Origin of the sequence: Paenibacillus methanolicus (assembly GCF_008124765.1) — a bacterium.
In the GTDB taxonomy this organism is placed as follows: domain Bacteria; phylum Bacillota; class Bacilli; order Paenibacillales; family Paenibacillaceae; genus Paenibacillus_Z; species Paenibacillus_Z methanolicus.
The window spans coordinates 192,655-219,400 of record NZ_VNHS01000009.1 but is presented as its reverse complement, the minus strand read 5'-3'; the positions used below and the strand labels follow the sequence as shown (position 1 = coordinate 219,400).

Annotated in this window: 14 protein-coding genes and 2 pseudogenes; 7 read left to right on the top strand and 9 right to left on the bottom strand. The window is 55.9% G+C overall.

All coding sequences use genetic code 11. The features are described 5' to 3' along the window. Positions 1-67: 67 nt before the first annotated feature. On the bottom strand, positions 68-7,846 hold the full coding sequence (locus BCM02_RS23285; RefSeq protein ID WP_187434371.1) for an S-layer homology domain-containing protein: 7,779 nt from the start codon (positions 7,844-7,846) through the stop codon (positions 68-70). A gap of 330 nt (positions 7,847-8,176) precedes the next feature. Between BCM02_RS23285 and BCM02_RS36065 the strand changes: the two genes are divergently transcribed. From BCM02_RS36065 to BCM02_RS23265, 4 genes are all read left to right on the top strand, one after another. After that, positions 8,177-8,509, top strand: coding sequence for an S-layer homology domain-containing protein (locus tag BCM02_RS36065; RefSeq protein ID WP_246183517.1), 333 nt, complete (start codon positions 8,177-8,179; stop codon positions 8,507-8,509). A gap of 536 nt (positions 8,510-9,045) precedes the next feature. Further along, on the top strand, positions 9,046-10,602 hold the full coding sequence (locus tag BCM02_RS23275) for a spore germination protein (protein WP_148931525.1): 1,557 nt from the start codon (positions 9,046-9,048) through the stop codon (positions 10,600-10,602). 22 nt (positions 10,603-10,624) lie between these two features. Further along, positions 10,625-11,815: a Ger(x)C family spore germination protein gene (locus tag BCM02_RS23270; RefSeq protein WP_148931524.1), complete on the top strand. Its 1,191-nt coding sequence runs from the start codon at positions 10,625-10,627 to the stop codon at positions 11,813-11,815. Positions 11,816-11,854: 39 nt separating this feature from the next. Continuing rightward, positions 11,855-12,046, top strand: coding sequence for a hypothetical protein (locus BCM02_RS23265; protein WP_148931523.1), 192 nt, complete (start codon positions 11,855-11,857; stop codon positions 12,044-12,046). Here the strand turns inward: BCM02_RS23265 and BCM02_RS23260 are convergent. After that, positions 12,036-13,124: a GerAB/ArcD/ProY family transporter gene (locus BCM02_RS23260; RefSeq protein ID WP_148931522.1), complete on the bottom strand. Its 1,089-nt coding sequence runs from the start codon at positions 13,122-13,124 to the stop codon at positions 12,036-12,038. The genes BCM02_RS23265 and BCM02_RS23260 overlap by 11 nt on opposite strands. Before the next feature lie 198 nt (positions 13,125-13,322). Continuing rightward, positions 13,323-13,785: pseudogene (locus tag BCM02_RS23255) on the bottom strand (SDR family NAD(P)-dependent oxidoreductase); the annotation flags it as partial. Here BCM02_RS23255 and BCM02_RS36665 point away from each other — a divergent pair. Then, a pseudogene (locus BCM02_RS36665) lies at positions 13,775-13,861 on the top strand (winged helix-turn-helix transcriptional regulator); the annotation flags it as partial. The pseudogenes BCM02_RS23255 and BCM02_RS36665 overlap by 11 nt on opposite strands. Positions 13,862-13,867: 6 nt before the next feature. Here the strand turns inward: BCM02_RS36665 and BCM02_RS23245 are convergent. The 6 genes from BCM02_RS23245 to BCM02_RS23220 all read right to left on the bottom strand — a co-directional run bounded on the left by BCM02_RS23245 (position 13,868) and on the right by BCM02_RS23220 (position 22,534). Beyond that, entirely contained in the window at positions 13,868-15,355 is a 1,488-nt protein-coding gene (locus tag BCM02_RS23245; RefSeq protein WP_148931521.1) for a multicopper oxidase family protein, read from the bottom strand. A gap of 85 nt (positions 15,356-15,440) precedes the next feature. Next, complete coding sequence (locus tag BCM02_RS23240) at positions 15,441-16,877, bottom strand: MFS transporter (RefSeq protein ID WP_148931520.1); 1,437 nt, start codon at positions 16,875-16,877, stop codon at positions 15,441-15,443. 73 nt (positions 16,878-16,950) lie between these two features. Next, positions 16,951-17,916 (bottom strand): NAD-dependent epimerase/dehydratase family protein, encoded by a 966-nt coding sequence (locus tag BCM02_RS23235; RefSeq protein ID WP_148931519.1) that lies wholly within the window; start codon positions 17,914-17,916, stop codon positions 16,951-16,953. 252 nt (positions 17,917-18,168) lie between these two features. Continuing rightward, the gene (locus tag BCM02_RS23230) at positions 18,169-18,771 is read right to left on the bottom strand and encodes a DUF2812 domain-containing protein (protein WP_148931518.1); all 603 of its coding nucleotides are present in this window, start codon (positions 18,769-18,771) and stop codon (positions 18,169-18,171) included. Then, positions 18,758-19,078 (bottom strand): PadR family transcriptional regulator, encoded by a 321-nt coding sequence (locus BCM02_RS23225; RefSeq protein WP_148931517.1) that lies wholly within the window; start codon positions 19,076-19,078, stop codon positions 18,758-18,760. The genes BCM02_RS23230 and BCM02_RS23225 overlap by 14 nt, the downstream gene beginning before the upstream one ends. 198 nt (positions 19,079-19,276) lie before the next feature. Then, complete coding sequence (locus BCM02_RS23220) at positions 19,277-22,534, bottom strand: carbohydrate-binding protein (RefSeq protein ID WP_148931516.1); 3,258 nt, start codon at positions 22,532-22,534, stop codon at positions 19,277-19,279. A gap of 479 nt (positions 22,535-23,013) precedes the next feature. Here BCM02_RS23220 and BCM02_RS23215 point away from each other — a divergent pair, with 479 nt between their 5' ends. Both BCM02_RS23215 and BCM02_RS23210 read left to right on the top strand, forming a co-directional pair. Further along, the gene (locus tag BCM02_RS23215; RefSeq protein WP_148931515.1) at positions 23,014-23,625 is read left to right on the top strand and encodes an RNA polymerase sigma factor; all 612 of its coding nucleotides are present in this window, start codon (positions 23,014-23,016) and stop codon (positions 23,623-23,625) included. Then, positions 23,622-26,726: an efflux RND transporter permease subunit gene (locus BCM02_RS23210; protein ID WP_148931514.1), complete on the top strand. Its 3,105-nt coding sequence runs from the start codon at positions 23,622-23,624 to the stop codon at positions 26,724-26,726. Before BCM02_RS23215 ends, BCM02_RS23210 begins: the two co-directional genes overlap by 4 nt. The last annotated feature ends 20 nt before the right edge of the window (positions 26,727-26,746 follow it).

Here is a 26,746-nt window from a genome sequence, read left to right as displayed (position 1 = left end):
CTCCACAAAGAGCTGGGTTTCTCGTCCATCTGAGCCGGCACGGCGTACCGGCCTTCGCCTTATTCAATTACTTGTCGCGCAGCTCGATGATACGCCGCAGAAGCGCGGCGGCTTGCGCTCGGCTGGCCACGCCGATCGCGTCGAAGCGGCCGGCATCGACGCCGCGCATGAGTCCAACCCGGATGGCCGAAGCCGTCTCGGCTTGGGCCCACCGGCCGATAGCGTCTCTGTCCGCGAACGGTTGCAGCAGCGCCGGGATCTCGGAATCCGCTGCCGTAGCCGCGTCCGGCACGAGCTTGGCGTACGCTCGCCATGCCATCGTGGCCATCTGCTCGCGCGTAATCGGATCGTTCGGACGGAACTTACCTGCGCCATCGCCCGCGATCAAGCCTAGAGCGGCCGACTGCCGTACCGCGTCGTAGAACCAATCGCCCGGCTTCACGTCGTTGAATGCCGCGCTTGCGGTATTCTGCGCCCCTTCACCGACGGCGCGGGCGAGCATCGCCGCGAATTCGGCGCGAGTCACGCCGCGGTTCGGCTGATACGCGTCAGCCGATATGCCATTAACGTACAGGCGGGCCGCGAGCCAGTCGATATCCTTCTTCGCCCAATGCTTAACGATGTCAGCGAACGGACTTGCATAGCCGGCTATTCCGTAGTAAGCAGCGTCGTCGGCTCTTATACCAAGCGCAGATGAAGCAGATCCAGAAGCCTCGGAGACGAAACTCCAGCTCCGGCTGGACGCGTCGTACCGATAGAGGCCGAGATCCCCGCCTTTGTCCGTTACGTCCCATTGCGCCGTTATCGCATCCGGCTGCTTCGCTTCGAGCGGAACGGTGTTCGTCCCGTTCGCGTTCGCCGCGATAAGCGCCATCCGGTACAATCCCGTTCGAGCGTCCAACCCGGCCGATCCTGCGTGCAGTCCTTCCAGCCACGCCCGCTCGGCCGCGGCATCGGCCCGCGCGATGACCAGATGCACGGCCTGCGTCTTATCCCCAATCCCTTGCCATCCGTTGGTATGGACGACGACGGACAGCGAATCGCCCTTGAATCGCACCTTCGCATTGGCAGCAGCCAACGCGGCATATGCTTCTGCCGGGATGATAATGTCATACGAATCGTATCCTGCCGGCGCCTTCATGTAGAGCTCGGCGCCGCTCTTCTCCGCGATCGCCGCCAGTACCGCGGCGGTCTTCAACGTGACGACCGCTTCTCTTCGGCCGCCCGTCTCACGGACGGTCACATCGGCATCGCGGCCGATGTCGGCGCTATCGCCGGCGGTTGAACCGCCCGATCCGCCGGTACCGTTCCCCGGATCGGCTCCCGGTCCAGGAGGGTTTGGCCCTGGCCCCGGTCCTGGCCCCGGTCCTGGTCCTGGACCGGGATCGGTAGCCCTAATCACTTTCAGCGTGTAGATCTGACTCGCATCCGGATGGTTCGCAGCTTCGACCTTCACCGGAATGAGACCGTCGCTCGGGATTCCGATCGCACGGAACACCCCGTCGGCAAGCGGCACGTCTCGCACGGACAACTTCCCGCCCGCTTGGGCCAGCGTCGCTTTGACCTCGATCGATGCCGCGCCGGCATCGACCTTGACCGTATAGTCGGTCTTGTCGGCGGAGAATGACTCGACGAGCGCTCCGCCTCCGATCTCCAGACCGCGCAGCTTCGCGTTCGCGCCGGACAACGCAAGCGCCCCTTCCGCGGACGGATTGCCATTCGCGTCGGTAACGGCGCCCGCCGCGGCGTGAACCGTGATTGTTTCCACTTGGGAGAGCGGCCCGCCGAGCGTTAGGATTGCCGCCTGCGGCTGCCCGCTTCCTGCCGCCGCTTCCACGACGGCCGACAGCACGGTGCGGTTCGTCCCTTCCAGCGCGAACGCGGCCGGTTCGAGGAGCGCGTCTGCCGACAGCGCTTCATCGAAGACGATACGGATCGCCGCATTACCGCCGGTTGCCGAGGCAAAGACCGGCTTCGGACCCGCTTCGTCGCGCAGAACGGCTTGGATCTTCTGCTCCGCGCCGACCGGCATCTTCACGTCCGCATAGCTGACAAACGAGGACGGCTGGATGCTGACGCTATACTCGGCGCCCGCCTTCAACGCTTGCCCGCTCGGCGTGAATCTCGCCTTGCGCGCCAACATCGCGCCGTCCGCCTCTTGCGCCTCCGCATAAGCGGCCGTACCTTCTACGACGCCATCGGGACCGGTCACGACGATCTGATCGGCCGGGATAGCAAGCCCCGCCTTCACGTACTTGCTGAACGTAATGTCGATGTAGCCTCCGTCTTTATCGGCAATCGCCTGCATGTCGCTCACGACCGGAGGCGCCATCGAGACGAGACCGGCATTGACGTCGAAATGCGGAGGCGGCACCTGCAGCTCTTCGCTGTAGGCTGTTTTATACCCTTGCTTCTCCCAGACGACCTTCCACCAGCCCTCGGGAACGTCCCAGCCGTAACGTCCGTCGGCGTCGGTGAGCTGCGGATTGATCTGCCCGTAATCCGGCGCGTCGTTCCATACCTTCCAGACGCCCGTCTTCCCGTCCTTGAAGAGTACGGTCGCCTTCACATCCGCAAGACGGTTGCCCGGAACCGCTTCGTAGACGTAACCGCTTGGATCATAGATCCATTTCAAACGGGCTTTGCGCTTCAGTCTTTTCTTGTAAATATTCTCTTCATCGAGATCGTCGAACTCGTCGTCCTTGCATGCGGACGGATCCGTAGGTCCTACCGACGAGACCATCCCGATCTGATCATCGACGTAGCTGTCGATTTTGTTGGTCACATATTTGCTCGCATAGCCGGCCAGGAAGCCTGCCGGTCCTTCGAGCATCATCGCTCCCGTCCAAGCTCCCAGCGCGGTCTTGGCAATCTCGCCGCCGACCGTGGCGAGCAGCGCCTTGCTAGCCTGCGTGCCGGTCGCTTCGATGTTCTCGGGACATAACGATGACGATTCGACGTTCTCCATAATCTTCATAACCTTGCCGGCGTAGCCCTTGTAGCCCTCATACTGCTCCTTAATGGCAGAGAGCTGGCCGGAGGCGTCTTTGGAGATCATCGCGTAATCGGTCGATACCTGGATCATGCCCTTCTGGTAAGGGGTCGTCTCGATGCCCATTTCCTCCAGAATCTCCAACGGATCGAGCTCGCCGTCGAACGCCGCCATCGCGCGCATGCCCGACTCTTTCGAGGTCTCCGGGAACAGATACCCTTTCGGCATGTACGCGTTCATCTTCACCGCGATGCTGTTCTCCGTCTCCGTCACGTCGAAGCTGACGTTATATAGCGGGATGCCTTCCCCTTCTGCCTGGACGATCTCTTCGACGGTCGGCATATACGTCGTCGGGGTCAAATCGATGCGTTCGCTCGCTTCGATCCGAAGATCCGGCACATCCGGAAATTCGATAACCGCGCTTCCCTTGTAGACATTGCCGTCAATGGCGAAAGGCTCCTTGTCAACAATCTCGAAATTCCGGAATTGAGGCGGCATAAGCGCGTTCGTCTCCGCTTCGGTCGGGATATCCCGGGTGATGACGGCTTTCGGTTTCACCGTGTCATAGTCGACATATATACCGCCAAGCGAGCCCGTCGTGGTGGGGACAATAGCCCGGAAGAGACCGTCCGCGTCCTTCTCCGCGATCACGGGCTCCCCGATCTGACCGCTCAAATAAACCTTCACGTTCTTCACGAATTCCGGCTTGTCGAACTTCAAGGCAAACGCGAAAGGATTACCCGGCACGACCGTATAGGGAATTTGCGCGATGCCGTTAGCGACATCAAGCTGCACCCACCTGCCGTCGGGATACTGGACCATCTGGATCTCCTGCAGCGTCGGCTCCGTCTCGCTGTACGTCACCATCGCGCGTTCCGAACGGAGCGTTTGGCTGCCGCCCGCCGCCTCGATCCATAGCAAATGCATGTTCGAGCCGTCGTTATTGGCAAGTTGGATCTCGCTTTGCCACGTTCCCGCGCTAGTAGCGTCTACGCTTGCCAGCAGCATGTTCTCATCGAATATCTTGACCCGGCTGTACGCAGGCGCGAGGCCGTTTACCTTCACCACGGTCGAGGAGATCGTAGCGGGGGCCTCGATCGTCAGCCTTTGCACGACGATCATCGCCGTCCCGATCGCTTCGTCGACTGCCTTCCCTTCGGATGTCCCGGTAATTCTGGCCGCCATCTTGGCACGGCTTTGGCTGTAGTCCGCAGCCAATTTGACCTGCAGAACGACGGTCCCGTTCGCATAAGGGGTAATATCGCCAAGTTGGACTTCCAACGCGCTCCCCTTCAGGACGGCCGTGCCGGCCTCGCCGTTCACTTGGACATGGATTTTGCCGTCCGCCGCGGTAACCGGCGTCACGCCGTTCGGCAGATCCACTTTAAGCACGCCGTCGGCGATCGCCGACTTGCCGCTGTTCCGATAGAAAGCTCGCAGCTTCAGGGTCGTGCCCGGCGAGGCTTCGCCCGGCTCGGCAACGAAGCCGTTCAACGTCGCATTAGCGAATATGGCCGCCGGCGCGAGCGTAAGCTTGCCGACATTGACAATCTCGCGATCGCGGACGCTCACCTGCGAGGAGGCCTTCCATACTACGTTCGTGTTCGAATCCCTGCGCGTGAGCTCCACCCGATAATTGCCTTCCTTCGGCGCATGCACGAGGAAGGTGCCGCCCCGGAAGCTCTGGGAATCCACGAATACCTGCTCTTTGCTCGCGACTTCGTACAATGTCGCATTGGTCCATTCGTTCAGGCTGGCATCATAGCCGCCGCTTACGAAGGCCCCTTCCTCTTCGACCCGCAGCTCCGCCGTCGCATTGCCATTCTCGTCCAGCACGACATGCGTACATGCGGTGAACGAGCGAGTCATCGCACCGTATACGCACACCTCCACCCTGTCCCCGGGCAATCCTTGGAAGTAAGTCGCATTATGGTAATAACTCGTGCGGCTCCCGCTTCTCCCTTGCATCGTCGCGTAGAAGCGAAGCGTCTCCATATCGATAGGCCCCTGCCATTCGCCGCCGATCGGCTTGAGATGGACCTTCACCGCGATCATGCCCGTCGGGAAAGGCGCGACCGGAATATCCAGCGTCTTGGTTGCGTTCTGGACGATGGTCGCCTTCAGGCCTTCTTCGGAATTATAGTTATAGGAAGATTGCGAGGCTTGGATAGCGGCCTCTCCCGCATACAGCGTCAGTTCATAGGCGCCTTTAAGATCCGTATGCGCCTTCCGGACGACCGGCTCGCCTTTATGGATTTGCGTAACGGATACAAGCGCGTTCGGCACCGGATTGCCCTTCGGATCCAGCACTCTCCCCTTCAATTTGCCCTCCGGCGTACGCTTGAGAGCCAGCGGGATCACTTGATCTCCCCCGCGAATCGAGAAGGTTACGGGCGTCATCTCGTCATAGACCGTATCCTGCAGGTGCGTCTTGACCGTATATTTGACGGAGGCGTCATCCACCTCGTTCACGCTCGTGAGGCCTTCGGCATCCGTCACGTCTGCCGACAGGAAGTTCTCGCCCGATTCATCCCAAAGCTCGACGCGGATGTCCGGGACCGGCTTTCCGTCCTGATCGCGGACTTGGAACGCGAAGCGCGCCGGCTGCGCGACAGGCACCGTCAATTCGGCAGCCAATCCGGCCTCCACGCGGACGGATGATTGCCGCGCAAGCGCTTTGCCGTCCATCGAAATCAGCGAGACGATGTAGTCCTCCGACGCCGGGAGTCCTTCCAGCTCCATAGGTTCCCCGCTCTCGAGCCTCGTCGATGCATACCCGCCTTCCAAGCTGGACGCCGTCAAATAGGCGCCGGCCAGTTCGAGACTTCCGGGATTGTCGAACGTCAGCTTCAAGTTCCCGGGGACGGTCAGCGGCAGGCCTGCCGCCGTCTTCTCCACCTGCCCGCCGGCAGCACCCGTCATGACGGCCGTCACCGAGACGAGCCGGGCAATGCCTTCTTGCACCTTGAACGATGCCGCATAATTCCCGGCTTCGCTCGGCGTTTCGGTCAGTTCGACCGACGCTTCAGCCAAGCGGGGAGCAGGCAGCCGAGCGCCGGATTCGTCCAGCCAAGTCTCATAAGCGATCTTAGCCGAGATTGCGCGGCCGGTTACCGCCCTCGCCGCAATCTTCATGCTGCTGTCGATCTTCGGCAGACGAGCGGGCGTTATCCGATCGAACGATAGGCTGAGCTCAAGCGTCCGGTCGTCCGCCGGCGTCGTGACGCGGGCGAGCGGACCGCCGGCCGTTGCATGCCCCTCCCCGTTCACGGCTTCCACGCGGAAGGTATATGCCGTGGCGGGCGTAAGTCCCTCGGCCTTGTACGTCAACGTGCTGCCGTCGACGGTCGCGATTTGCTCGTTATTCGCATAGATCCGATACGCCGTAATCCCGCCGGGCGCGGAAGCCGGCGTCCAGGTCAGCACCGCGCGATCCGGCTGAATCCCGGCTGCCTCGAGCTTGCTGCCCTCCGGCCAAGTCGGCGTTCCGCCGTCGGGTTCGTTCTTCGACGCGACGAACAGCCCCGCGAGCGTCGTCTGTTCCCCCGATTCCGGATCCTCGAATCGATACCCTGCCGTAAACGCGGCGACATCCGCGCCGTCGCTGAGCGACAGGTTCGTAAACGGCTGCTCCAGCTCCCGGTCGGGAGAGAGGATGGATGTTTCTCTCGTGACGCCCGCACTCAGGTCGGCGATCAACGCCTGCTCGAGATCCGTCGAAGCGGATTCGGTCAAGAACGTCACGTAACGGCCGTCCGCGGTTATGCGCGGTTCATAGCTGGCATGCGGGAACTCGGCCCCCGTAATCCCGACCGATACCCGCTCCAAGGCCGAGTTCGCCGTGCGATAGACGTATATGTCCATCTCTTCGTTCGTATCGCCGCTGGCGAGCGGCTCGTAGGACTCGAACGCGACGACCGTGCCGTCGGCGCTGATCGAAGGTCTCCCGCTCGTGTTCCCGCTCAAGGCTCCCGGGGCAGCTGCGCTGACGAGCAGGTTCGTCCCTGTCGTGCGATCATGGATGAAGACGTCTTTACTATCGTCGTCATCGTTATCCGCGAGGAAGGCGGAGTCGGATTCGAAGGCGACGTACCGACCGTCCGCGCTGATCGACGGTAGTTCGCTGTACCCCTGGCTGATCTTCTCGGGGTCTCCCGGCAGCTTAGCCGCGCTAATCATCGTGTTCATGCCGCTCTCCCGGTCATACACGAATACATCGCGATTGTCCGTGTCGCTCTCCACGAGATCCGTGGCACTGGACTCATAGGCGACATAGCGGCCGTCTGCGCTTATCGACGGATTCTCGCTCATCCCGTTTCCAGGAGCAGCGCCATTGTATTGTTTACTTAGCAACTGCACATTTCGGGTCGTCCGATCGAACAAATACATCTGCGTATTGTCGATCGTCATCAAACTCTCCTTGCCGCCAAGCGCAAACCAGCGCGCGTCCGGCGTCATCTCGAAGTGGATAGCCTCCAGCCCTTCGACGCCCTCCAGCACCGCTTCCATGGCGCCCGACTCTCTGTCGAACACGTTCAGCTGCGAACGGAACACGCCGCCCGCCATTTTATAATCGAGGAATGCGACGTATCGTCCGTCGGGCGTTACCCTTACATTCCCGATAATGTCGGCCTCCGTGAAGTCGAGCACCTTGACGAGGTGGCTCCACATCGCGTCTCCCTCCGCCGCCGGCAGCGCTCCATCGATCTTGGGCATATCTACCGGCAGAACGGACGCTTCTTCGACGACCTGCGCCTGCCCCCACCCTACGGACAGGACGCTTCCCAGCATCGCGGCGATCAACAGGCAAGCGATCCACCGCAAACCGGGGGTATAACCTCTTTGCAATCTCATTAACCGTCTCCTCCAACCTACTTCATCCATTTTGATCCACAAAAGCTATCAACCAAGTCCGCCATCGTACTTCCATCCGTAATTTTAAAGTGAACCCCCGGCAGAGTCGACGGACGATAAGTATCATTTCAAGCGATAGGCTCGCCGAGTTACCGGCTTACCATAGTCATGAGCCATCAATATATGGCTCGGCCAATCAACTAGCCTGTCGAATGTCATGCCGGAGAAAAACAGCCTATTCTACTAAAAGCGCGTCTGCAGGGGAGAGTACTTACCTTTCTCGTCGAAATATAAAAGATTGCGTTGCTTTTTTAACTTTATTGGGGGAATGTGCGGGATGAAGAAGAAGGTATTAATCTTCGGCCTTGTATCCTTGCTGGGCTTGTCCAGCGTCGTTGGTCTGCGTATGCGAAGACATCGGCCGATTTTGCGGACCTGAAGGATTTGGATCAAGCGACAAAAGCGAAATTCGATGCTATGATTTCGGCTGGCGTCAAAATGGACGATCACGCCTACGGCTATGCGCTGCCTTATATCGGGGCGATCAAAGCAGCAGGCATCACGGAAGGAAATGGAGACGGGACCTTTGATCCAGCGGGTAAAGTCACCAAAGAGCAGCTTGCCACGTTCCTGTACGAGGTCTGGGCAAAGATTCCGAGGTAGACAAAGGTACGAAAGGCTACATCCAACTGGCGCTTGAGAAGAAGCTCCTTCCTAGCCTCGAAGACGGCACGTTCGGTGGTAGCACCAACGCGACCGCCGATTTGCTTGTCGTGGGCGCTTATGAAACCAAACAGATTATTGATGCCGAGAATAAGGCGGCGGAGGAGCTCGAACCGACCCAACCAACAGCGCCGACTACGCCTTCTGAGCAATTCCAGCCCCATCGACCGGCGGCGGGACGCAGACGAATCCGGACCCGGCGCCAGTGCCTAATCCTAACCCGCCTTTGCATCGTGCATACGAGTTCAACATCCGCGGGCAGCATACCTTCCAAGGACGAGAGAATGCGTGAACTCGTCGATTGCTTGCTAAGACTTCCGGATATCCCTAGCACGACTAGACATTGTTGATCCAGGAGTTCCTTCCCTGTAACAGTCGTCACGATAACGGGTACTCCTGCGTCTTTCAGGTAATAGCTTCCTGTATGTCGGCTCATACTAACAAAATAAGACAAACACGAAGAGGACGCAGAGAAAATGCCGTTTAATCTAAACCCTTTTTCGTCCAAAGCGACGCCCTCCGATTCAACTGGCAACTCTCATCAGCAGAACGATAAAGACGAACCGATATCGCAGGCGCTTACGGTTAATCGACGTAAGCTCGAAGAGATACTTTCGGGCTGCCCGGACGTCAAATATCGCCAATTGCGTGTCCACGATAAAGAAGCGATGCTTCTGTATATTGATGGTCTAAGCGACCTTCATTTTCTCTCCCAGCATGTGTTGCAGCCATTGCTGCACACGTCGGCATCGGATCTTGAGACGATTGCTCTCGAAGCGCTCACCGTGCCGAATACGGGTTGGGTTCGGACCTTTGCGGAATGCGTGGATCATGCGTTCTCGGGAAGCGCCCTCCTCTTCCTGGACAACGAGCCGCATGCTCTGTCCATCCCATTAGCCGGCTGGGAGCAGCGCGGCGTCGAAGAACCCCAAGCAGAAAGCGTAGTGCGGGGGCCGCGCGAAGGCTTCACGGAAACCCTTGCGGTTAATATTTCCATGCTCCGCCGAAAAATCAAATCGCCTGCGCTCAAGCTGCATACGACGACGGTTGGCCGCTATTCGAAATCCATGGTCGCTATCGCTTATTTAGAAGGCATCGCGGAAGAGACGCTGGTTCGTGAAACGAAGGAACGAATCGACCGCATCGACATCGATGGCGCATTGGAAAGCGCCTATCTCGAAGAGCTTATATTGGATAAGCCCTACTCCCCTTTCCCGCAGGTATTGACAACCGAACGACCTGATGTAATTGCAGGTAATTTATTCGAGGGACGCGTGGCGATACTAATGGATGGAACCCCGATCGCCATGGTTGCTCCCATCACGCTATTTTCCTTGCTTCAGTCGCCGGAAGACTATTATCAGCATTTTTTGATGTCCACGTTGATCCGGTGGCTCCGCTATGGCGCCGCCCTTATTTCACTACTACTGCCCTCTGTCTACGTCGCGGTTCTTTCCTTCCATCACGAGATGGTGCCTTCCTTGCTGTTTTTCACGATTGTCCGATCGAGGGAGGAGATCCCTTTCCCGGCTATCGTAGAGGCGCTTATGATGGAGGTTGCCTTCGAAGCGCTGCGTGAAGCGGGGGTAAAGCTGCCCAAGCAGATCGGCCCCGCAGTCAGCATCGTTGGCGCCCTGATTATCGGAGATGCCGCGGTATCCGCCGGAATCGTATCGGCAACGATGGTCATGGTCGTGGCGATAACGGGGATCGCTTCTTTTATGTTACCGAAGTACTCGGTTGGCATGTCGCTGCGGCTGCTCCGATTTCCGATCATGCTCCTCTCCAGCATTCTTGGTTTATTCGGGACCATGCTCGGCGTATTGGCGCTTGTTATTCATCTCAGTACGCTCAGGTCGTTCGGGGTTCCCTATTTGTCGCCGATCGGCCCCTTCCAGCGCAAGCAGTGGAAGGATGTCGGCATTCGCGCGCCATGGTGGAAAATGACAAGCCGTCCCCATTTGACCGGCAAATACAATTCGCGGCGGCAGACCCCGATCTCGAAGCCGGACCCGTCCAAGGGCAACGAATAAAAAATTCACAGGAGGGTTGTTCATGTTTGCATGGCGACGATACAGCACGATATTCCGTTATGGCTGGATCATCCTCCCCTCCCTTCTGCTCTCCGGATGCTGGGACAGAATTGAAGTGAATGATGTCGCCGTTATCACGGCGGCCGGGATTGATGCGTCCGACGATAACCTGGTTGAATTATCCGTTCAAATATTCGCTCCCAAGGAGCAAGGAAATCAGCAGGTTGCAGGTCAGGCCGGGAATGGGGCGAGCGGCTCCTCCGCGATCGTGCAATCGGCTAAAGGAAAAACGGTTCCCGAAGCCTTTTTCCGCCTGCAGGGCCAAATGACGCGCCAAATGTTCTGGGGACAGTGCAATGTGTTCATTATGAGCGAAACCGTTGCCAAGGAGGGCATTCGAGGCAATCTGGACTATCTTCTCCGGCAAATCTATGTTCGCGGCAACTCCCATTTGTTCATCAGCCATGGCAAGGCGAAGAGTATGCTGCAGCAGTCGGCCTCCATGGAGCGCAACTCGGCCGAGCTGCTGAACAAACTTTCCGAGAACGGCAACATCTTGAAAATGGCCATCGGCCGAATCAATAACCGAATGATCAGCGATGTGCGAGACAGCACCGTCCCCTGGATCCGTACTCTGCCGATGTCGAAAGGCAAGCTCGTACAGTCCGCCGTAGGCGCGGCGATTTTCAAAAAAGACAAAATGGTGGGCCATATCGATGAGAAACAGACGGAAGGATTGCTCTGGATGAAAAACGAGATGAAAGAAGCGCTGTTAAACGTCAAATTGCCCGAGTCGGACGGCCTGATAACCGTGCGTTTATACAAGATGAAAACGAACCTCATCCCCCGCATAAAAGGCAACGAATGGTCCATGACCATAAAAGGATTCGCTGAAGATGACATTGTAATGAACGCGACGAACCTGCAGATGGGGAATCCGGTCTATGTGAAGGAGTTGGAAAAGGAGGTCGAACAGCAGCTGATACGGACATTGGACCGCTTGCTGCAGCAAGTACAGCACAAGATGAACGCAGACGTGCTTGATTTCGGGGAAACCTTCCATCGTAAATATCCGAAGCAATGGCAAAAAGCAAAGGATCGGTGGCACGACATTTATCCGACCGTGAAAGTAGACTACGATCTCAAAGTCGTCGTACGCAGACCGGGTAAATTGATCAGTCCGGCAGGATTAATCGAGCAAGAGGTGAAATAGCGCGTGCAGCTCATCCACTTGCTCGGGATACTGCTGGTCATGACTATTGTGTTTCTCTTGCAATGGCGGTCGGTCACCCGGCTGCCGCGGCGGGATCGGCTCGCCTTTATCCTGCTCACGTGTGCAGGCGACGCGTTGGTCTTGACCTTCATGAAATTTCCCGAGATCCCCGGACCGCTCGAGTGGGTTCAAACCGTACTTGGACCGCTGGGCGAAACGATCAGGAAGTAAACCTCCGGCGTATGAAGTGAACGGCAAGCAGCAACAACGGAATCCCGCCTTGCACGATCCAGAAGTAGAAGGGGACCGTCGTCCGAAAGAAGTCAATCAATTTCTGCAAATTAGGCGCCGACCACATGCTGAACAGAACAAGCAGCACGCCGAGGGGAATTACCATCGGCCGGTAATCGGACAAACGCAAAAGTTGGCTGGTGCCAAGCACGAGCACGTAATAGAAGTACGCGACTTGCACAAACCCGCCGGACACCCAGATGACAAGCACGACCGCATCGAGATGTTCGAAAAAATTAAGCACGCTGATGTATGTGGATGCATAGAACACCGGGAACACATACGTCGGCGTAGAATGCCCGAACAAGAAGAAGACGACCAGATTGGTCATGACCATGGTGAGCGTCAATACGATAATCGAGAGGCTTCCCCATTTCAGTACATTGCGCTTGTCTTCGACGTAAGGCAGGAAATACGCGATGGATCCATAGGACACGAACCATGCGTGCGGAACGATAGAGCCCATTAGGGATGGGGTAAGCCCCTTTTCCAGCACCGGATACAAATGCATCGGATCGAGCTGAGGGATTAACATCAGGGCGATCCATACGAATAGCATCAATACGACCGGCATAAATATTTGCCCGCAACGCCCGATGACCTCGATGCCGCCGTTCACGGCATACGCGCATAAGACGACGATACAGACCATGATGAACACAAGCGGCGTTCGGCTTAGAAAGGTCAAATGCAAAAATTCGCCGAACTCGCGAATGACCATACTGTTATCGTGCAAGAAAAAGAACATCGTGATCGCACCGAGAATCTGACCCGGAATCCGCCCCACGATTTGCTCGCTGTATTGGATTATCGTTTTATTCGGATACGATTGGCCGAGATAATAGGCGACGACCAGCATTAAATACCCGCTCAACGCCCCCCAAATCGGGGAAATCCACAAATCCTGTTTGGCGAATTGGGCTGTAATGCCGGGGACGATAAGCAGTGCCGTCGAGCCAATAGCCAAATAGAGCATCATGCCAAGCTGTAGTGCCGAAATCCTGCCTTTTTCGAGCATGTGTACGATTCCTTTGGTCTTGAGTTAATGTGGAAAATATAACCTTATTCTCCCCAAACGGAATTGAATCAATCCTCTCGCACAACCAAAACCTGCACGCAATCCGGCAATCCTTCTGGCAGCAGACCAATATAAAAAACGGACTAGGGCAACGTATCGATTATTGCTATTGTTTCAGCAGCCAATCAGGAAATCGCCTTACAGGATGGACTGAATAATTCCGCCTTCGACGCGCTGCGCATGGCCATTGATGGCACCCGCATTGACGGAACTCAGAAAGACAATGGTATCGGCTACTTCTTCTACGGTGGCGAAGCGCTGAATCAGCGAAGTAGGCGTGCTATCTTGGAAATATTCGCGAATGAAAGGTTCTAGCTCTTGCCCTTTTCTCTTGGGCCAAATCGGTTATAAACTTGGCGAAGCCTTCCGTCCACGTCGGACCTGGCAGCACGGAGTTAACCGTTACGCCCGTACCTTTCGCCAATTCGGCCAATCCACGAGAGAACGTAAACAAGGACATCTTGGAAACGCCATAAGGCACCAGTTCCGGGTAGGGTTTGATCCCTGCCTCGCTGGCAAGATTGATGATTCGGCCCCAATCTCGCTCGATCATACCGGGAAGGAACGCACGGGAAAGTCTTACGGCGCTCAGCACATGCAAATGGGGCGAGACTCATATTATCAAGGTACATGGAAACAAATATGACGTACTTGAAGAAAGCATTCTGAACGAGTAGCCTCCCTTACAGATCCGGCAGATTACCCGATTTGGTCCCGACCCGGTACGGCGTTGAAACCCCTTCATAATTGAACATCATGCTCATCCCCATCGAAGCATGCATCAGATTGTGGCAATGCATCATCCACAAGCCTGGGTTATCCGCCTTCACGTAGACTTCATAGGTTTCTCCTTCTTGCGTGGCCAACGTATCCAGAAAGACGGGACTGCCGCTTAGCGGCTGGCCGTTGCGGCTCAACACCTGAAAGATGTGCCCATGCAGATGGAAAGGATGGTCCCCTCCCCCGTTATTGGCAATCGCGAGCTTCACGCGCTGGCCTTCTTTGACCACGATCGAAGGGATTTCATGAAAGCTTTTGCCGTTAATCGATTTGATGAACAGCGTTTGACCGAGCTCGAGCGTTTGGCTCTGATCGAAAGTCAAGTTCTCGACGGGGGCGCGCGGGTCCGGCGTTCCATAATCCGTCCAAGAGAACAAGGTGTAGTCGGAACGAGGCTGAGGCTCGCTGCCTGATCCCAATGCCGCTCTCAAGCCCGATCCGCTCTCGACAATCACCTTGCCTTGCCGCGGCATCTGGAGGAGAAGATCGTAGCGCTGCCCCGCCGCGACTTGGAATTGATAATTTTCCAGCATCTCGGGCTCGTGAAGATCGTGGCCATCCATCGCGATAATGCGGTAAGCCGCCCCGTTCACGCGAATCGTTTCCGTTTCGTTCGCCGCATTAATCATCCGCAGACGAACCATCTGGCCGGGACTGGCCTCAATATTCGCGCCTTTGGTCGAACCGTTCATGAGCATCGTGCCGTTCAATTGCTGAATAAGAATCGTCTCCTCTTGGTCATAATCGAAGCCGTTCGTCAAGGGCTCGATAATGAGCTTTCCCAGTAAGCCTTTCTCGACTTGCACCGAGCTGGCCTGGTGGGAGTGATACCAATAGGTCCCCGGATGGTTGGCGATAAATTCATACGTGAACCGCTCCCCGGGCTTTACCGCTTCTTGCGTGACGCCGGCTACGCCGTCCTGCGAACATGGAAGGACGATCCCGTGCCAATGGACGGTGACGCCCTCCTTGATGTCCGCATTCTTCAAGACGATGCGTACTCGATCGCCCTCCGTCACTCGGATTTCCGGCCCAGGCGTGAGGCCATTGAATGTCCATGTCTGCTTGGTTTGCCCATTGTCCAATTTCGTTTCCTGTTGCGCAACCGTAAGTTGAACCTCGCGCACAGGCTCCTTTCCCGCTTTGGCCATGATTGCTTCGCATGACCGGGACGCCTGCGAATCCGCCGTCCTTACCCCGTGTTCGCCATGCTCATGCATGCCATGCTCATGCCCATCCATGCCGCCCGTGTGATGCATCGCAGCCATGTTGACGTCAAACGGTTTTTGCATGCGCATTTGCCAAAAATACGTTCCTATGACCGCACCCAGCAGGATGGCCATTCCCAAACCCGCGATTCCCGCCTTTCCTTTCCATGTCATCCTTCGCATGGTCTTACCTCCCAATATTGATTGATCAATCCATCACATATCCGGACGAGCTGGTTACGGGCGAAAGCGCGCTTGACATCGCTGCTCATATTCGGCGCATCTGGGGACCCGGAACGACGGCGAGGATCACGATCGCGCCCAAGATCGCGAATGCGGCAGCTCCCAAGAACACCGCGGTAAAACCGCTGGTTAACGCCTGCGGTTCCGCTACCGCCTGCTCAAGCAGGCCGTTCGTTCGAGCCGAGGATATCGCCGTTAGTACCGCCATTCCGATTGCCCCGCCAATTTGCTGACTCGTATTGACCAAGCCGCTCGCAAGCCCGGCTTCGTCATCGGCCACGCCGTGGACCGCGGTTTCCGTTCCGGAAACGAATGCGCCGCCCAGCCCGACTCCAATCAGAATGGAAGGACCGAGCAGGTGGATCGCGAATGCGGCATCGCTTGGCGCGAAGGAAAGCCAGATTAGACCTGCGGCCAGCAGAAGAAGAGAGGCAGCCAGCGAGCGACGCGTTCCGTATGCCTTGACGACTGCTGGAACAGCTCCCGCAATCGCAACCAAGGCACCTGCCATCGGAAGCTGGGTAAGACCTGCCTTCATCGCGTCATACCGCAGTACCTGCTGCATGTAAACCGAGAGAGCGAAGAATAATGCCGTTGTCGCGCCCCCAATGAGAAACATCGCCAGATTACCGCCGGTTACCGACCGATTACGGAAAAGGGTCAGCGGCAGGAGCGGATTAGCGGCTCGCCGCTCTAATAAGATGAACGAAGAGAGCAGTAGGAAAGCCAAGCCCGCTAAGGTCAACGTCTGCGGCGATGTCCAACCGACGCGTTCCGTTCCGGAGAGCGCGGCGACCAGCGCGGTTATACCCGCTGTAACCGCAGCGGCTCCCGACATATTCAATCCGGCGCGTTCGCTGGGCGAATCTTTCGAAATGAGGAAGGGCACCGTTGCGATGATCAGAGCGCCGACGGGAACATTCACGTAGAACACCGATGACCATCCTAAGGAGGAGGTAAGTATTCCGCCTAATAAAACGCCTGCCGCGCTTCCGATGCCCGCGACCGCCCCCCAGATGCCAAGCGCTTTCGCCCGGTCTTGCGGATCAATGAACAGCTTAGTCAGAAGAGCAAGCGCGGCCGGTGCCAGCAGCGCGGCCGATATGCCTTGAAGCGCTCTTGCCGTTAACAGCCACTCTCCCGACATGGCTAAGCCCGCTGCCGCCGAAGCGATGGAAAACCCGGCGACGCCGGCGATAAACAATCTCCGATGCCCGAACCGGTCGGACAACCGGCCGCCTAAAAGAAGCAGACCGCCAAACGGCAGCACATAAGCCGTAATCACCCAGCCCAACATATGGGTACCCAAGCGGAGCTCGGAGCCAATGGCGGGCAGCGCGATATTTACGATCGAAGCGTCTAATACGACGAGGAATTGCGCCAAAGCCAGTGCAATAAGCGCCCACCACCGATAGGGTATTGCAAGGGGAGTCGCTTTTAATGATGGAGCCAATATCGTCATCACACTTATCTCCTTTTATACATTGAAGAGTTTTTAGGCGTGTTCTCAATTATAATTGATTGATCAATTACAATTAACTAAACGTTATTTTTTTCTGCAATTCACGAATGGTCGCCGCAATCCCTACCTCCGGCTTGGTTGACGGAATGGCCCCGATACGGCGCTTATACTTCTCCCCGCTTAAGCGCAGCGGCTGTTCCGTTAAGTACAGCATTTCCACAACCTCTTTCATAACGGGGACGAACATGCCTAGCAGCGACAATCCGATTTTGCCCAGCGCGATCACGGGCTTCTTCGCGCCGCTTGCCTGTTGAGCGATGCGGACGATCTCATGCCCGGAGATGATGTCCGAACCCGGTATATTCCAGTTCTCCCCATAGGCTTGCTCGCGTCCCGCAAGCTCGACGATCATATGGGCCGCGTCAGGCAAATACACGTACTCGCGGGGGGTCTTCTTATTTCCGACGAAAAAGGCCATTTTGCCAGCCGCGATCGCTTCGAGCGTTCCGCCTAGATAAGAAGCTTGATTGGCAGTCGGTCCATAATAATCCGGGAGCCGCACAATCATCGGACGCGCCTTTTTCCATCTGCTGCTAAAAATCATTTGCTCAAAAGCAAGCCGTACCTTGCCCTTCTTCGTATGAGGCTGTTTGGGATGCTCCTCGGTTACGAGATCCTTCTGTCTTCTTCCGTACGGATAGATGCCGTCGATGACCACCACCTTCAAGCTCAGTCGGTCGGCCGCCTCCATAATGGATTCACCTAGTGGAATCAGCTTGCTCGCCATCTCGTTGTAAGGGACGTTCGCGCTATGGAACATGACATCCGCATCTTGCACCGCAGCCGCAATATCATCCGGCCGGCATGCGTCCCCGATCGCCAGCGACAAGTGAGCAGGTTGCCCCAGTCCACCGGCAAGCTCCTCCAGCTTTTGACGAGAACGCCCGAAGGCTATCGTCGGCACCCCGCGTTTCACAAGTTCAGACACAATAACCGCACCCGTACCGCCAGTTGCCCCGATTACAATCGCTTTTTTCATATTTCGTCATCTCCCTTATAACTTGTAATTGGTCAATCAATTATCAATAAACAAACTATACCACCGTTGTGAGTGATTGGTCAATAACTAATTTTCAACCTCTAAGTTCCGGTCCTCCGGGTTCTGAAGCCCTATCTGTCGCAAAGCGCTCAGCGCCACTCGATGCACTCAAACAGCGTCCAACTTAAAACCGTACCCCTACGCTGGACGCTTGGAAAGAAGGGATTAGCGTAGGGATGCGCCTCAAGCTCGTCATGCGTATTTCTTCTTCTGCTTATCATATTGATAATAACTGTAGAGGAACGTGAGGAAGCAGATCGCAAAAATCCAGGTCGGCAGAAAGCGAAGCATCGCGAAAGGGGTCTCGAACAAAAAGGCGCGCCAAAAGGAATTTCCCTCCATCTGCCATAAGCCTTCCGTCAGATAGCTTGCTTTGATATTAAACAGAGCGGTTATAATATTGCCTTTGAACACGACATAGGCGTATATGAAAAAGAGACATGCCGTACTCAGCGCATATTGGGTCAAGCGCTTATAGAAGGCTACTAGCGAGCCTGCATCGGAGAAAATCTCGTCGCGTCCGTCGGAAGGCTTTTGCCAATATTGCACGCTCCCCCATCGGTTGCCTTTCAAGAGGGTCCATCCGAAATCCGCGTAGGTTAGCTTATATTCCTCGTATTTCTCGGCGCTCATTCGATTCCGATAGTCGAGACGGATAACCATCTTGCGGCTGGAAGGCCCAAAGGTATACCCGCCGAGCCGGCCGACCCGCTGACAAGCGTACCCTTCGGCCAGTCGGTCGTTTAGCCACTTCTCCTCTTTCAACAAGTTAATGAACCATCTACGTTTTTTCATGAGGATCCCTCGTTTCATAAAGTGATAGCAGATGTTCTATCCTGCTTCGCTCAATTTCCAGGATACGTTGTCCTTCCTGCGTAATCCGGTACACTTTTCGGCGGCCCGTCTCGCCCGGCACCGGCTCGATCCAGCGGTGCTTGCTCAAGTTCTCCACGGCCCCGTACAACGTTCCGGCCGCCAAACTGACGGTTCCCGCGCTAATCTGCTCGACCGTTTGCATGATCGCGTACCCGTGAAGCGGCTCCTTGAGCGAGAGCAAGATATAGTGCATCGTTTCCGACAGCGGCAGCAGCGGATGCTTCATGCAGCGCTCCCCTTCCCTCCTGCATTTTCAACTATACAGTTGAACTTTCTATTCTCATTATATACAGTCGAACTATACATTTCAACTGTATATTAAACCAACGTACCTATATCCTGTCGCGCGAAAAAATAAAGCACTTCAAGGCACGGGAACCCCCTTGCCTTGAAGTGCTGCTTACGTTAGCCACAATCTATCGATTTATGGGTTCAAATCCTCAATTACCGCATTCGCATCCGCAAATAATATTTGTTTAGCCGCTTCTTTGACTTCCTTGTTCGCTTTATTCAGATGCTTCACGAAATCTTGCATATGCTTAACGGCTTGATCCGGATGATGTTTATCCAGCTGATGCTGAACCTGATCTAACGCGTTATTAAGCTTCTTTATAATCGGGCCGGCTAGTTCGCCGGATTTCGCAAACCGCGTAATCAGCTGCCGCATGGAATCAACGCTCGTCGTGATTTCAAATTGCAACGATTGTTGGATGCGATTGCCCCGAATATCTTCTACGATGATGGTTGCTTGTTTGCTGCCTAATTGGCCGGCGAAATCGAGCTCGAGTGCTTGGTCGGCGGCTTGTGGATCAAGCTCGTAAACTTCCCCGTTAATCGAGATCGTCGCGATTTTAATCACATGACCATTGGCGGCAACCCGAAACGTGAAGGGTTGAACATCTTGATACGCGCTTCCATTCTGAACCTTCGTTTCGTTGCCGTCTACCGTGAATGCGAACGATGGCAGGTTCGCAGCTTCTATCCGGATCCCATTCGAAGCAGCGCCCCATCTGTCCACGGTTCGAATGACGATGGTATCGCTTTGAGCGGCAGCCGCGCCATCCATTCGAGCCGTTTGCACCCCTCGCTTCACTTCTACGGCGCTCCCCACCTGCCGACCTTTCTTGTACAACGAGATTTGCACCTTGTCGCCATCCATATCGTAAGGTCCATCCCAATTCAGCGAGATCCCTTCGTCATCGCGTTTTACCTGGACATTCTCCACTTCGCTAGGCGGGATCCCGTCATTAACCGGCTCGCGCGGAGGCGTCGGGGCACTCAATACGGACGCATCGCCGAAGGTAAACTTATCGAAATTGTACAGCCAGTCGTTCCCTTTGAACAACAGGAATACGATATGTTTACCGGTCACCGGTGTCGTAACATCCGCCGAGAACAGCTGGAAGTTCTGCCACCCGCCCGTATTGGTAATCGCAGCGGTTGCGATAACCGGCCCGTTCATGCCGTCGATTCTGACTTCAACCTCTCCCCCGCTCGTATCGCTGGCCGCTTGAAGATGTAATTGGGTTGGGCTGTTGGTTCCAAAATCAATATAATTGTACATGGCGTACGGTTTATTCGGACCATAAATACCGGCAAGGTAGGTTTGACCTCCGCCATTCTCGCGGCCTACGCCGACGGCGCTGGTATAATTCTCGCCTTCCAGCTTGCCCGCGGCATCCTGTCGATTCCCTTTGACGGTGGAGAAGGTGAACCGGTCCACATTATACGGGAAATCGGAGCCGTCCTTCCCATGGAAAATCAGATAGACGTCATGTACGCCGACAGCCAGTTGATCGTCGATCGTCGCCATAATATCGACCCAATTATTCCAGCTTCCAAGCGCCGGAACATCGATGACGCCAGCAGTCGGTCCCTGGAGGCTATCCAGCTTGACCTCGATTTGACCGCCTTGATTACCGCTGGCTACGCGAACCGACACCCCGGCAGCGCCTGTTCCGAAATCGATTCCCTCGTATGAAGCATAAGCGCCGTTATGAATGGCCTCCAAATAACCGCCGGCTGCGTTCTTACTCAGCCCTTCGCCGGTATTGAAATTCCCTGCTTTCAAGTTCGCGTAGGCATCCGTTGCCGTCGGGTCCGTCGTCGTAAATTTGAACCAATTCAAGTTGAAGAGATAGTCGTCATTCGCTCTCGTAAAAACAAGATAGACATCATGGGTGCCCGTGATGGAGCTCTGGTTGCCTTGATCATCCTTCAGCAGCGTTACCGCGTCGATATAGTTGTTCCAGCCGCCGGTCCCTTCTACGCGGAGCGTCCCGACTTTCGGACCGTCCAAGGCGTCCAGCCTAATCTCGATATTCCCTCCGCCGGTACCGCTAGCCGCGCGGGCAATAAAGCCGATCGCGCCATTAGAGCCGAAGTTCACATTCTTGTAAGCTGCAAAATGACCCGGCTGAATGCCGCCTAACTGAAGCGAACCTTCCAAAGCCCCTTCTAAAACAAAACCCGTGCCGATGTTATAACGTTCGGCTTCCATTTTGTTGAAAGGATCCTTGGCTGCGTAATGAAGCGGCGCTTCCTGCGGCGTAATCGCCGTTAACGCTTCGACGGCGCTTGCCGATGACCACGATTCGTACGTGCCGTCAAGCAGCTGCCCCGCCCAATTGCCGTCGACGATGGACTCCCCGTTCTTATGGCTCCAAGCCATCTCCGTGTTGAACGCGGCCCAGTCGTTAAAGGCGCTGCGGAATGACGCATATTTGCTGTCCGTTTGCGAAGCCAATGCTTCCTGGAGATAGCCCAGGTTGCGCATCAATATGGTCTTGCCGCCCTTCAGATCGCCATTCGGCCCCTCGTAATTCAACAGTCCGTTCGCGTCGACCAGACGCGTCATCGTAAATTGAGCCGCTTCAACCGCATCATCGAGATAAACCGTATTGCCCGTTGCCTGATACAACCCGACGGCTGCCCCGATGAATGTGGCCTGATTGTAATGCGTAGCGTCCGGAATAGGCCCATTCTCGACTTCGATCCGGTCGAAAATTTTGCCGTTGCCATCGGACAGCATCGTTTTGCCCCACTTAAAAATCCGGGTCGCCGCATCGAGGTAGCGTTGATCGCCCGTGATCGTATAGAGATTGACAGCCGCTTGCGCTGCCGGGAAATTGATGCAGGCATTCTTGGTCGAACGATCATTATTCAGCCACCAAATCCCGCCGCTCGCAAAGCTATCGTCCCACTGCGTATCGTAGACAAAGTCAAAATGATATTTGGCTTGTTCCAAATACTTGGTATCGCCGGTGATTTGATAGGCTCGGGCTGAGCCCATGGCCCACCACATGATGTCGTCGTTGAACGGATTATTGGTCCAATCCTGGCCGTATTTGGCGACGGTGCCCTCATAGAGATCGTCGATCTGCGCGCGAAGCTGTGCTTTTAACGCCGGGTCGGAGGTGTGCAGGTAGGCATCCATCACAAGTTCCCACAGCTCGGCTTCCACCCAGAAATCCTGATGATTGCCGTGTTTCGAGTCTTTCCAGAACATCTTGGCGCCCGGATCCCAGAACTTCGCATTGAACGCCTTGATCGCCGTATCGGCATCGGATGAAGTAAAGGCGTGAGCGGTTGAAGCGCCAAACGCCGGCGTCGCAGTGAGCGACAGCGCCGCGATCAGCGGCACGGCGACCAGTCTGAGCAGCTTCTTCTTCATAACGGACATCAGATAACCTCCATTGTTGATATTTTATCATTTTCGCCTTAAGCGCTTACATTTTCAATGTAATGTTATACGGTGATTATGTCAATATACTATATTATTTAAATTGTTATGTCATTTTATTGCTTAATCCAACAAACTCATCGACAACACCCCGGACAACGAGTAGATATTTCGCGACTTCGGGTGCGATCCGACGTTACTAAGCATGTTATCGACCAATGGTTGATATATCATTTAAATCCATCATCAGGAATCACATTTGAATCGGGATATGAGTCAGACGGGGATCGAGAGAGCTTCATTTGTCTCTAGCGGCCGCTGCGGTTCCGTCCCAAGTCTGAGAGCACGACACGACCCGAGCCCGATTATTGCGGCGACCATTTGCTGTAGGATAAAAAAGAAACTGTAATAACTTCCCACCAGACCGTCTTATCGCTCCTTTTCTGCCATTAATAATTTTAGGAGGTATAGATTGTACTATGACCGCTTTACCGCAACAGGTCCCGAGCGAGGAAGTTTCACACCACGTCTATGAAGCGCTGGTAACTCCCTATCTGAACGAACTGCACGGCTACTGCTGCTTCCTTACCCGGTCCGCGTGGGATGGCGAAGACCTCCTGCAGGATACGCTTTGCAAGTTCTATCGTTATTCGCTGCGCCAGCCGCTTATCAAGGATGTGAAAAATTTGCTTTTTTGCATCGCGCGCAATTTGTGGATCGATCAGTTCCGCCGTCAAAAAAAGCAGCATGCCGCCATGCTAATCGCCCCCCGGCCGCCGATCAGTTACGTAGATACGCATTATTGCGAGGTGACGGCCGTGCTGGAGTGGCTGGCGGAACGACTGCCGGAACGCCATCTTAGCATATGGCTGCTGGCGAGTTATTTCGGCTATTCGATGAGCGAGATTGCTTTAGAAATGAAAACCACCATTCCGACGGTCAAGGCGGTATTGTTCCGTACCCGTGAGCTTATACGCGGCAAACGATCGGTTGAAATCCGAAAGGCGATTCGGCCCGAAGTGGAATATTGGAGCAAAGCCATCATCCGGGAATGCCCGCAGACCATTATCCGGGGGAGGCTGACCGTGTGAATGCGCTCATTCGTTTTTCGATGAACAAAATCGCCGCCATTCTGATCATGATCGCGATCTTGTGCGGCGGCGGCCTGTATGCCGGAAGCTCTCTCAAAGTCGAAAACATGCCGGATGTATCCTTTCCTTATCTATTCATTACAACGGCTTATCCCGCATCGCCGCAGGACGTCATGACGCTGGTCACGGCGCCGATTGAGACGAAAATCGCGAATATACCGGACTTGGAACTGATATCTTCCACGTCCAACGACGGTCTGTCTTCCATATCGCTTCAATTCCGGAACGGCATCGATGTGGATAAGACAAAGCAAGAGCTGGAGAGCTTGGTTCAGGAGGTCGAGCTTCCGGCATCCGCAAGCAGACCCAAAGTGGCTTCCCTCGGTTTTGCTTCCATACCGGCTTATTATCTTGCCGTGTACGCCGATGAAGGCATGTCGCAGCTCGAGCTCGACCGGATTTTTGAAGAGGAGCTCAAACCGGGATTTGAAGCCATCGACGGCATTGACCATTTGGACGCCATAGGGAGCCGGTCCTCCTCGCTCGATATCCAGGTCGATGCCGGCGCGGTAACCGCCTACGGCATGTCCCTTCCTCTCGTAGCGGATACGATACAAGGCGCGCTCCATGGGGGATCCGTCGGAAGCGTGAAGCTGGACGGCCATACGCAAACCGCACGCGTGACCGGTAACCTGGACAGCACCTTTAACCTACATAATCTGGAGATAACCGCGCCCGGCGGTCAGACGCTGCTGCTTCGCGACATCGCCAAAATTAAAATGATCCACGCTTCCGAATTCGTCGCCAGAATCGACGGGAAGCCGGCGATTGGCGTTCATCTCTACAAAACAAAAGCGGCCAACGCGGTTCAATTCTCGAGCGAAACCAATGCGCTGCTCGAACAATGGGCCGGCACGCATCCGGACATTCATTTCAAAAAAGTGTATGACGCCGCAGATGAAGTTACGGAATCGATCAGCGGTCTTCTTCGCGAAGGATTGATCGGGATTGCGCTGGCCTCGCTCATGATCCTGGTGTTTCTGCGTAATTTCCGAATGACGCTCATCGTCCTGGTATCCATTCCGCTGTCCATCCTCATAACCCTCATGATGATGCACGGCATGAACCTCACCCTTAACGTCATGTCGCTCGGCGGGATGTTCATTGCGGTCGGCCGGATCGTGGACGACAGCATCGTCGTGATCGAGAGCGTATATACCCATTTGCAGCGAGCTCAGGAGCGGAATGAATCCGTCATCCTGCTGGCCACCCGTCAAGTGGCCATGGCCATCAGCTCCTCGACCTTTGTCACGGCCGGCGTGTTCCTGCCGATCGCTTTCGTAGACGGATTTGTCGGCGACTTTTTCCGTCCATTCGCGATAACGGTCGCCTGCGCGTTAATGGCCTCGCTGCTCGTCGCGCTTACCGTCATTCCGATGATGGCCAAATTAATGGTCCTGCGGGGCGCTTCAGGCCATCCTGCGACCGAGGAGCACGCGCCGGGCAGAACGGCTCTAGCCTATGACCGCCTGCTGCGCTGGTGTCTGAAGCATCGCGTCAAGACGATGTTAACCGCGCTCTTGATGTTCGTCGTGACCCTCGCGGTTACGATCCCCAATCTGGCCGTCGCCGAATTACCGGAGAGCAACACGGACCGCCAGATGAATTTCACCGTCAAGCTGCCCACCGAGACGCCGTTCGATAGCACGAACCTGCTCGCCCAGCGCGTTGAGACGCTCCTCAAGGAGAAGAAAGGCGACAACGGGGAGGCGCTGTTCACATTCGTCGAAGCGCTCGTCGGGTACGATTGGGGCACCGAGAATGTGCCCTACGCGTTGGAAATTCTGACGGAAGTACAAGAATCGGCCGACCCGCGGGCTATCAAGGCGGAATATGAGCAAATAATAGCCGCCCAATTGCCCGAAGGCTCCAAAGTACTCCCCGGTTCCCTCGCGGGCGGAACAGGGTATGTCACGACCGATTTCTCTTACGTGCTGTATGGCGAGGACCAGCTGCAGCTTGCAGAAGCCTCTGCCCTGATCGAGCGGCAGCTGAAGTCATTCACGGAGCTGCTCGAGGTCAAAACCAGTCTCGGCGAGGCCAGATCCGAGCTGCAGATTGCCGTCAACCCATCCAATGCCCGATTGTTCGGCCTCAGCCCGGCCGGCATCCGGCAAGCCGTCGGCGAATGGATCGCGGTCCAACCCCTGGGCGACGTCCGTTTCGACAATATCGTGTATAAGACCAAGCTCGAGCTCAACCCGGCCGATAAAGCATCCATCGAGATGCTTGCGCAGCTCCCGCTGCAATCCGCGACAGGCGGCATCGTCAAACTTGGCGAAGTGGCGACGCTGGCCAAAGTTAAGGCTCCGCTCGAGCTGAACCGGGAAGATCAGAAGCTTATGGTCAAAATAACGGCCGTCATCGATTCGCCGGATAAGGCCGGCGTAAGCGCCAAGGTATCCGAAGCGCTGCGTGCCGTCAAACTGCCAACCGGCATCAGTACCGACGTGAAGGGCGCTTCGGAAGATATCGCCGCGAGCTTCTCCAAGCTGTTCGTGGCTATGGGGGCCGCGACCGCAATCGTCTATCTCATTATGGTGCTCGCTTTCGGCAACGCGGGTACGCCTTTCGCGATTCTATTCGCGCTGCCGCTTGCCGTCATCGGCGGCTTGTTAGGCTTATGGATCGCGAACGAATCGATTAATATCACGTCGCTCATCGGCTTCATGATGCTGATCGGGATCGTCGTGACCAACGCGATCGTCATGCTCGAACGTACCGAGCAGCTCCGCAAAGAAGGCTTGTCGGCAAGAGAAGCTCTGCTTGAGTCCGGAAGAGTCCGCTTGCGCCCGATCCTGATGACCGCTGGAGCGACGATCGCGGCGATGATTCCGCTCGCGCTCGGGTTCTCGCACGGCACGCTCATTTCCAAGGGATTGGCCGTGGTCGTCATAGGCGGGCTGTTGACCTCCACTTTCCTGACGCTGGTCGTGGTGCCGGTCGTCTATGAATGGATCGAAGCCGTCAAAGAACGGTTCTCCCGCGCGTTCAATCGGGATGCGCGCCGAGCGTCGCTCAATCAAACGGAACAAGGATAAATGCCATAAAATGGGGAGGT

Coding starts and splice junctions, on each gene's coding strand:
- BCM02_RS23240 (WP_148931520.1), bottom strand. CDS start 16,877: ATGACGATATTGGCTCCATCATTAAAAGCGACTCCCCTTGCAATACCC.
- BCM02_RS23220 (WP_148931516.1), bottom strand. CDS start 22,534: ATGTCCGTTATGAAGAAGAAGCTGCTCAGACTGGTCGCCGTGCCGCTG.
- BCM02_RS23275 (WP_148931525.1), top strand. CDS start 9,046: ATGCCGTTTAATCTAAACCCTTTTTCGTCCAAAGCGACGCCCTCCGAT.
- BCM02_RS23265 (WP_148931523.1), top strand. CDS start 11,855: ATGACTATTGTGTTTCTCTTGCAATGGCGGTCGGTCACCCGGCTGCCG.
- BCM02_RS23260 (WP_148931522.1), bottom strand. CDS start 13,124: ATGCTCGAAAAAGGCAGGATTTCGGCACTACAGCTTGGCATGATGCTC.
- BCM02_RS23225 (WP_148931517.1), bottom strand. CDS start 19,078: ATGAAGCATCCGCTGCTGCCGCTGTCGGAAACGATGCACTATATCTTG.
- BCM02_RS23270 (WP_148931524.1), top strand. CDS start 10,625: ATGTTTGCATGGCGACGATACAGCACGATATTCCGTTATGGCTGGATC.
- BCM02_RS23235 (WP_148931519.1), bottom strand. CDS start 17,916: ATGAAAAAAGCGATTGTAATCGGGGCAACTGGCGGTACGGGTGCGGTT.
- BCM02_RS23230 (WP_148931518.1), bottom strand. CDS start 18,771: ATGAAAAAACGTAGATGGTTCATTAACTTGTTGAAAGAGGAGAAGTGG.
- BCM02_RS23245 (WP_148931521.1), bottom strand. CDS start 15,355: ATGCGAAGGATGACATGGAAAGGAAAGGCGGGAATCGCGGGTTTGGGA.
- BCM02_RS23285 (WP_187434371.1), bottom strand. CDS start 7,846: ATGAGATTGCAAAGAGGTTATACCCCCGGTTTGCGGTGGATCGCTTGC.
- BCM02_RS23215 (WP_148931515.1), top strand. CDS start 23,014: ATGACCGCTTTACCGCAACAGGTCCCGAGCGAGGAAGTTTCACACCAC.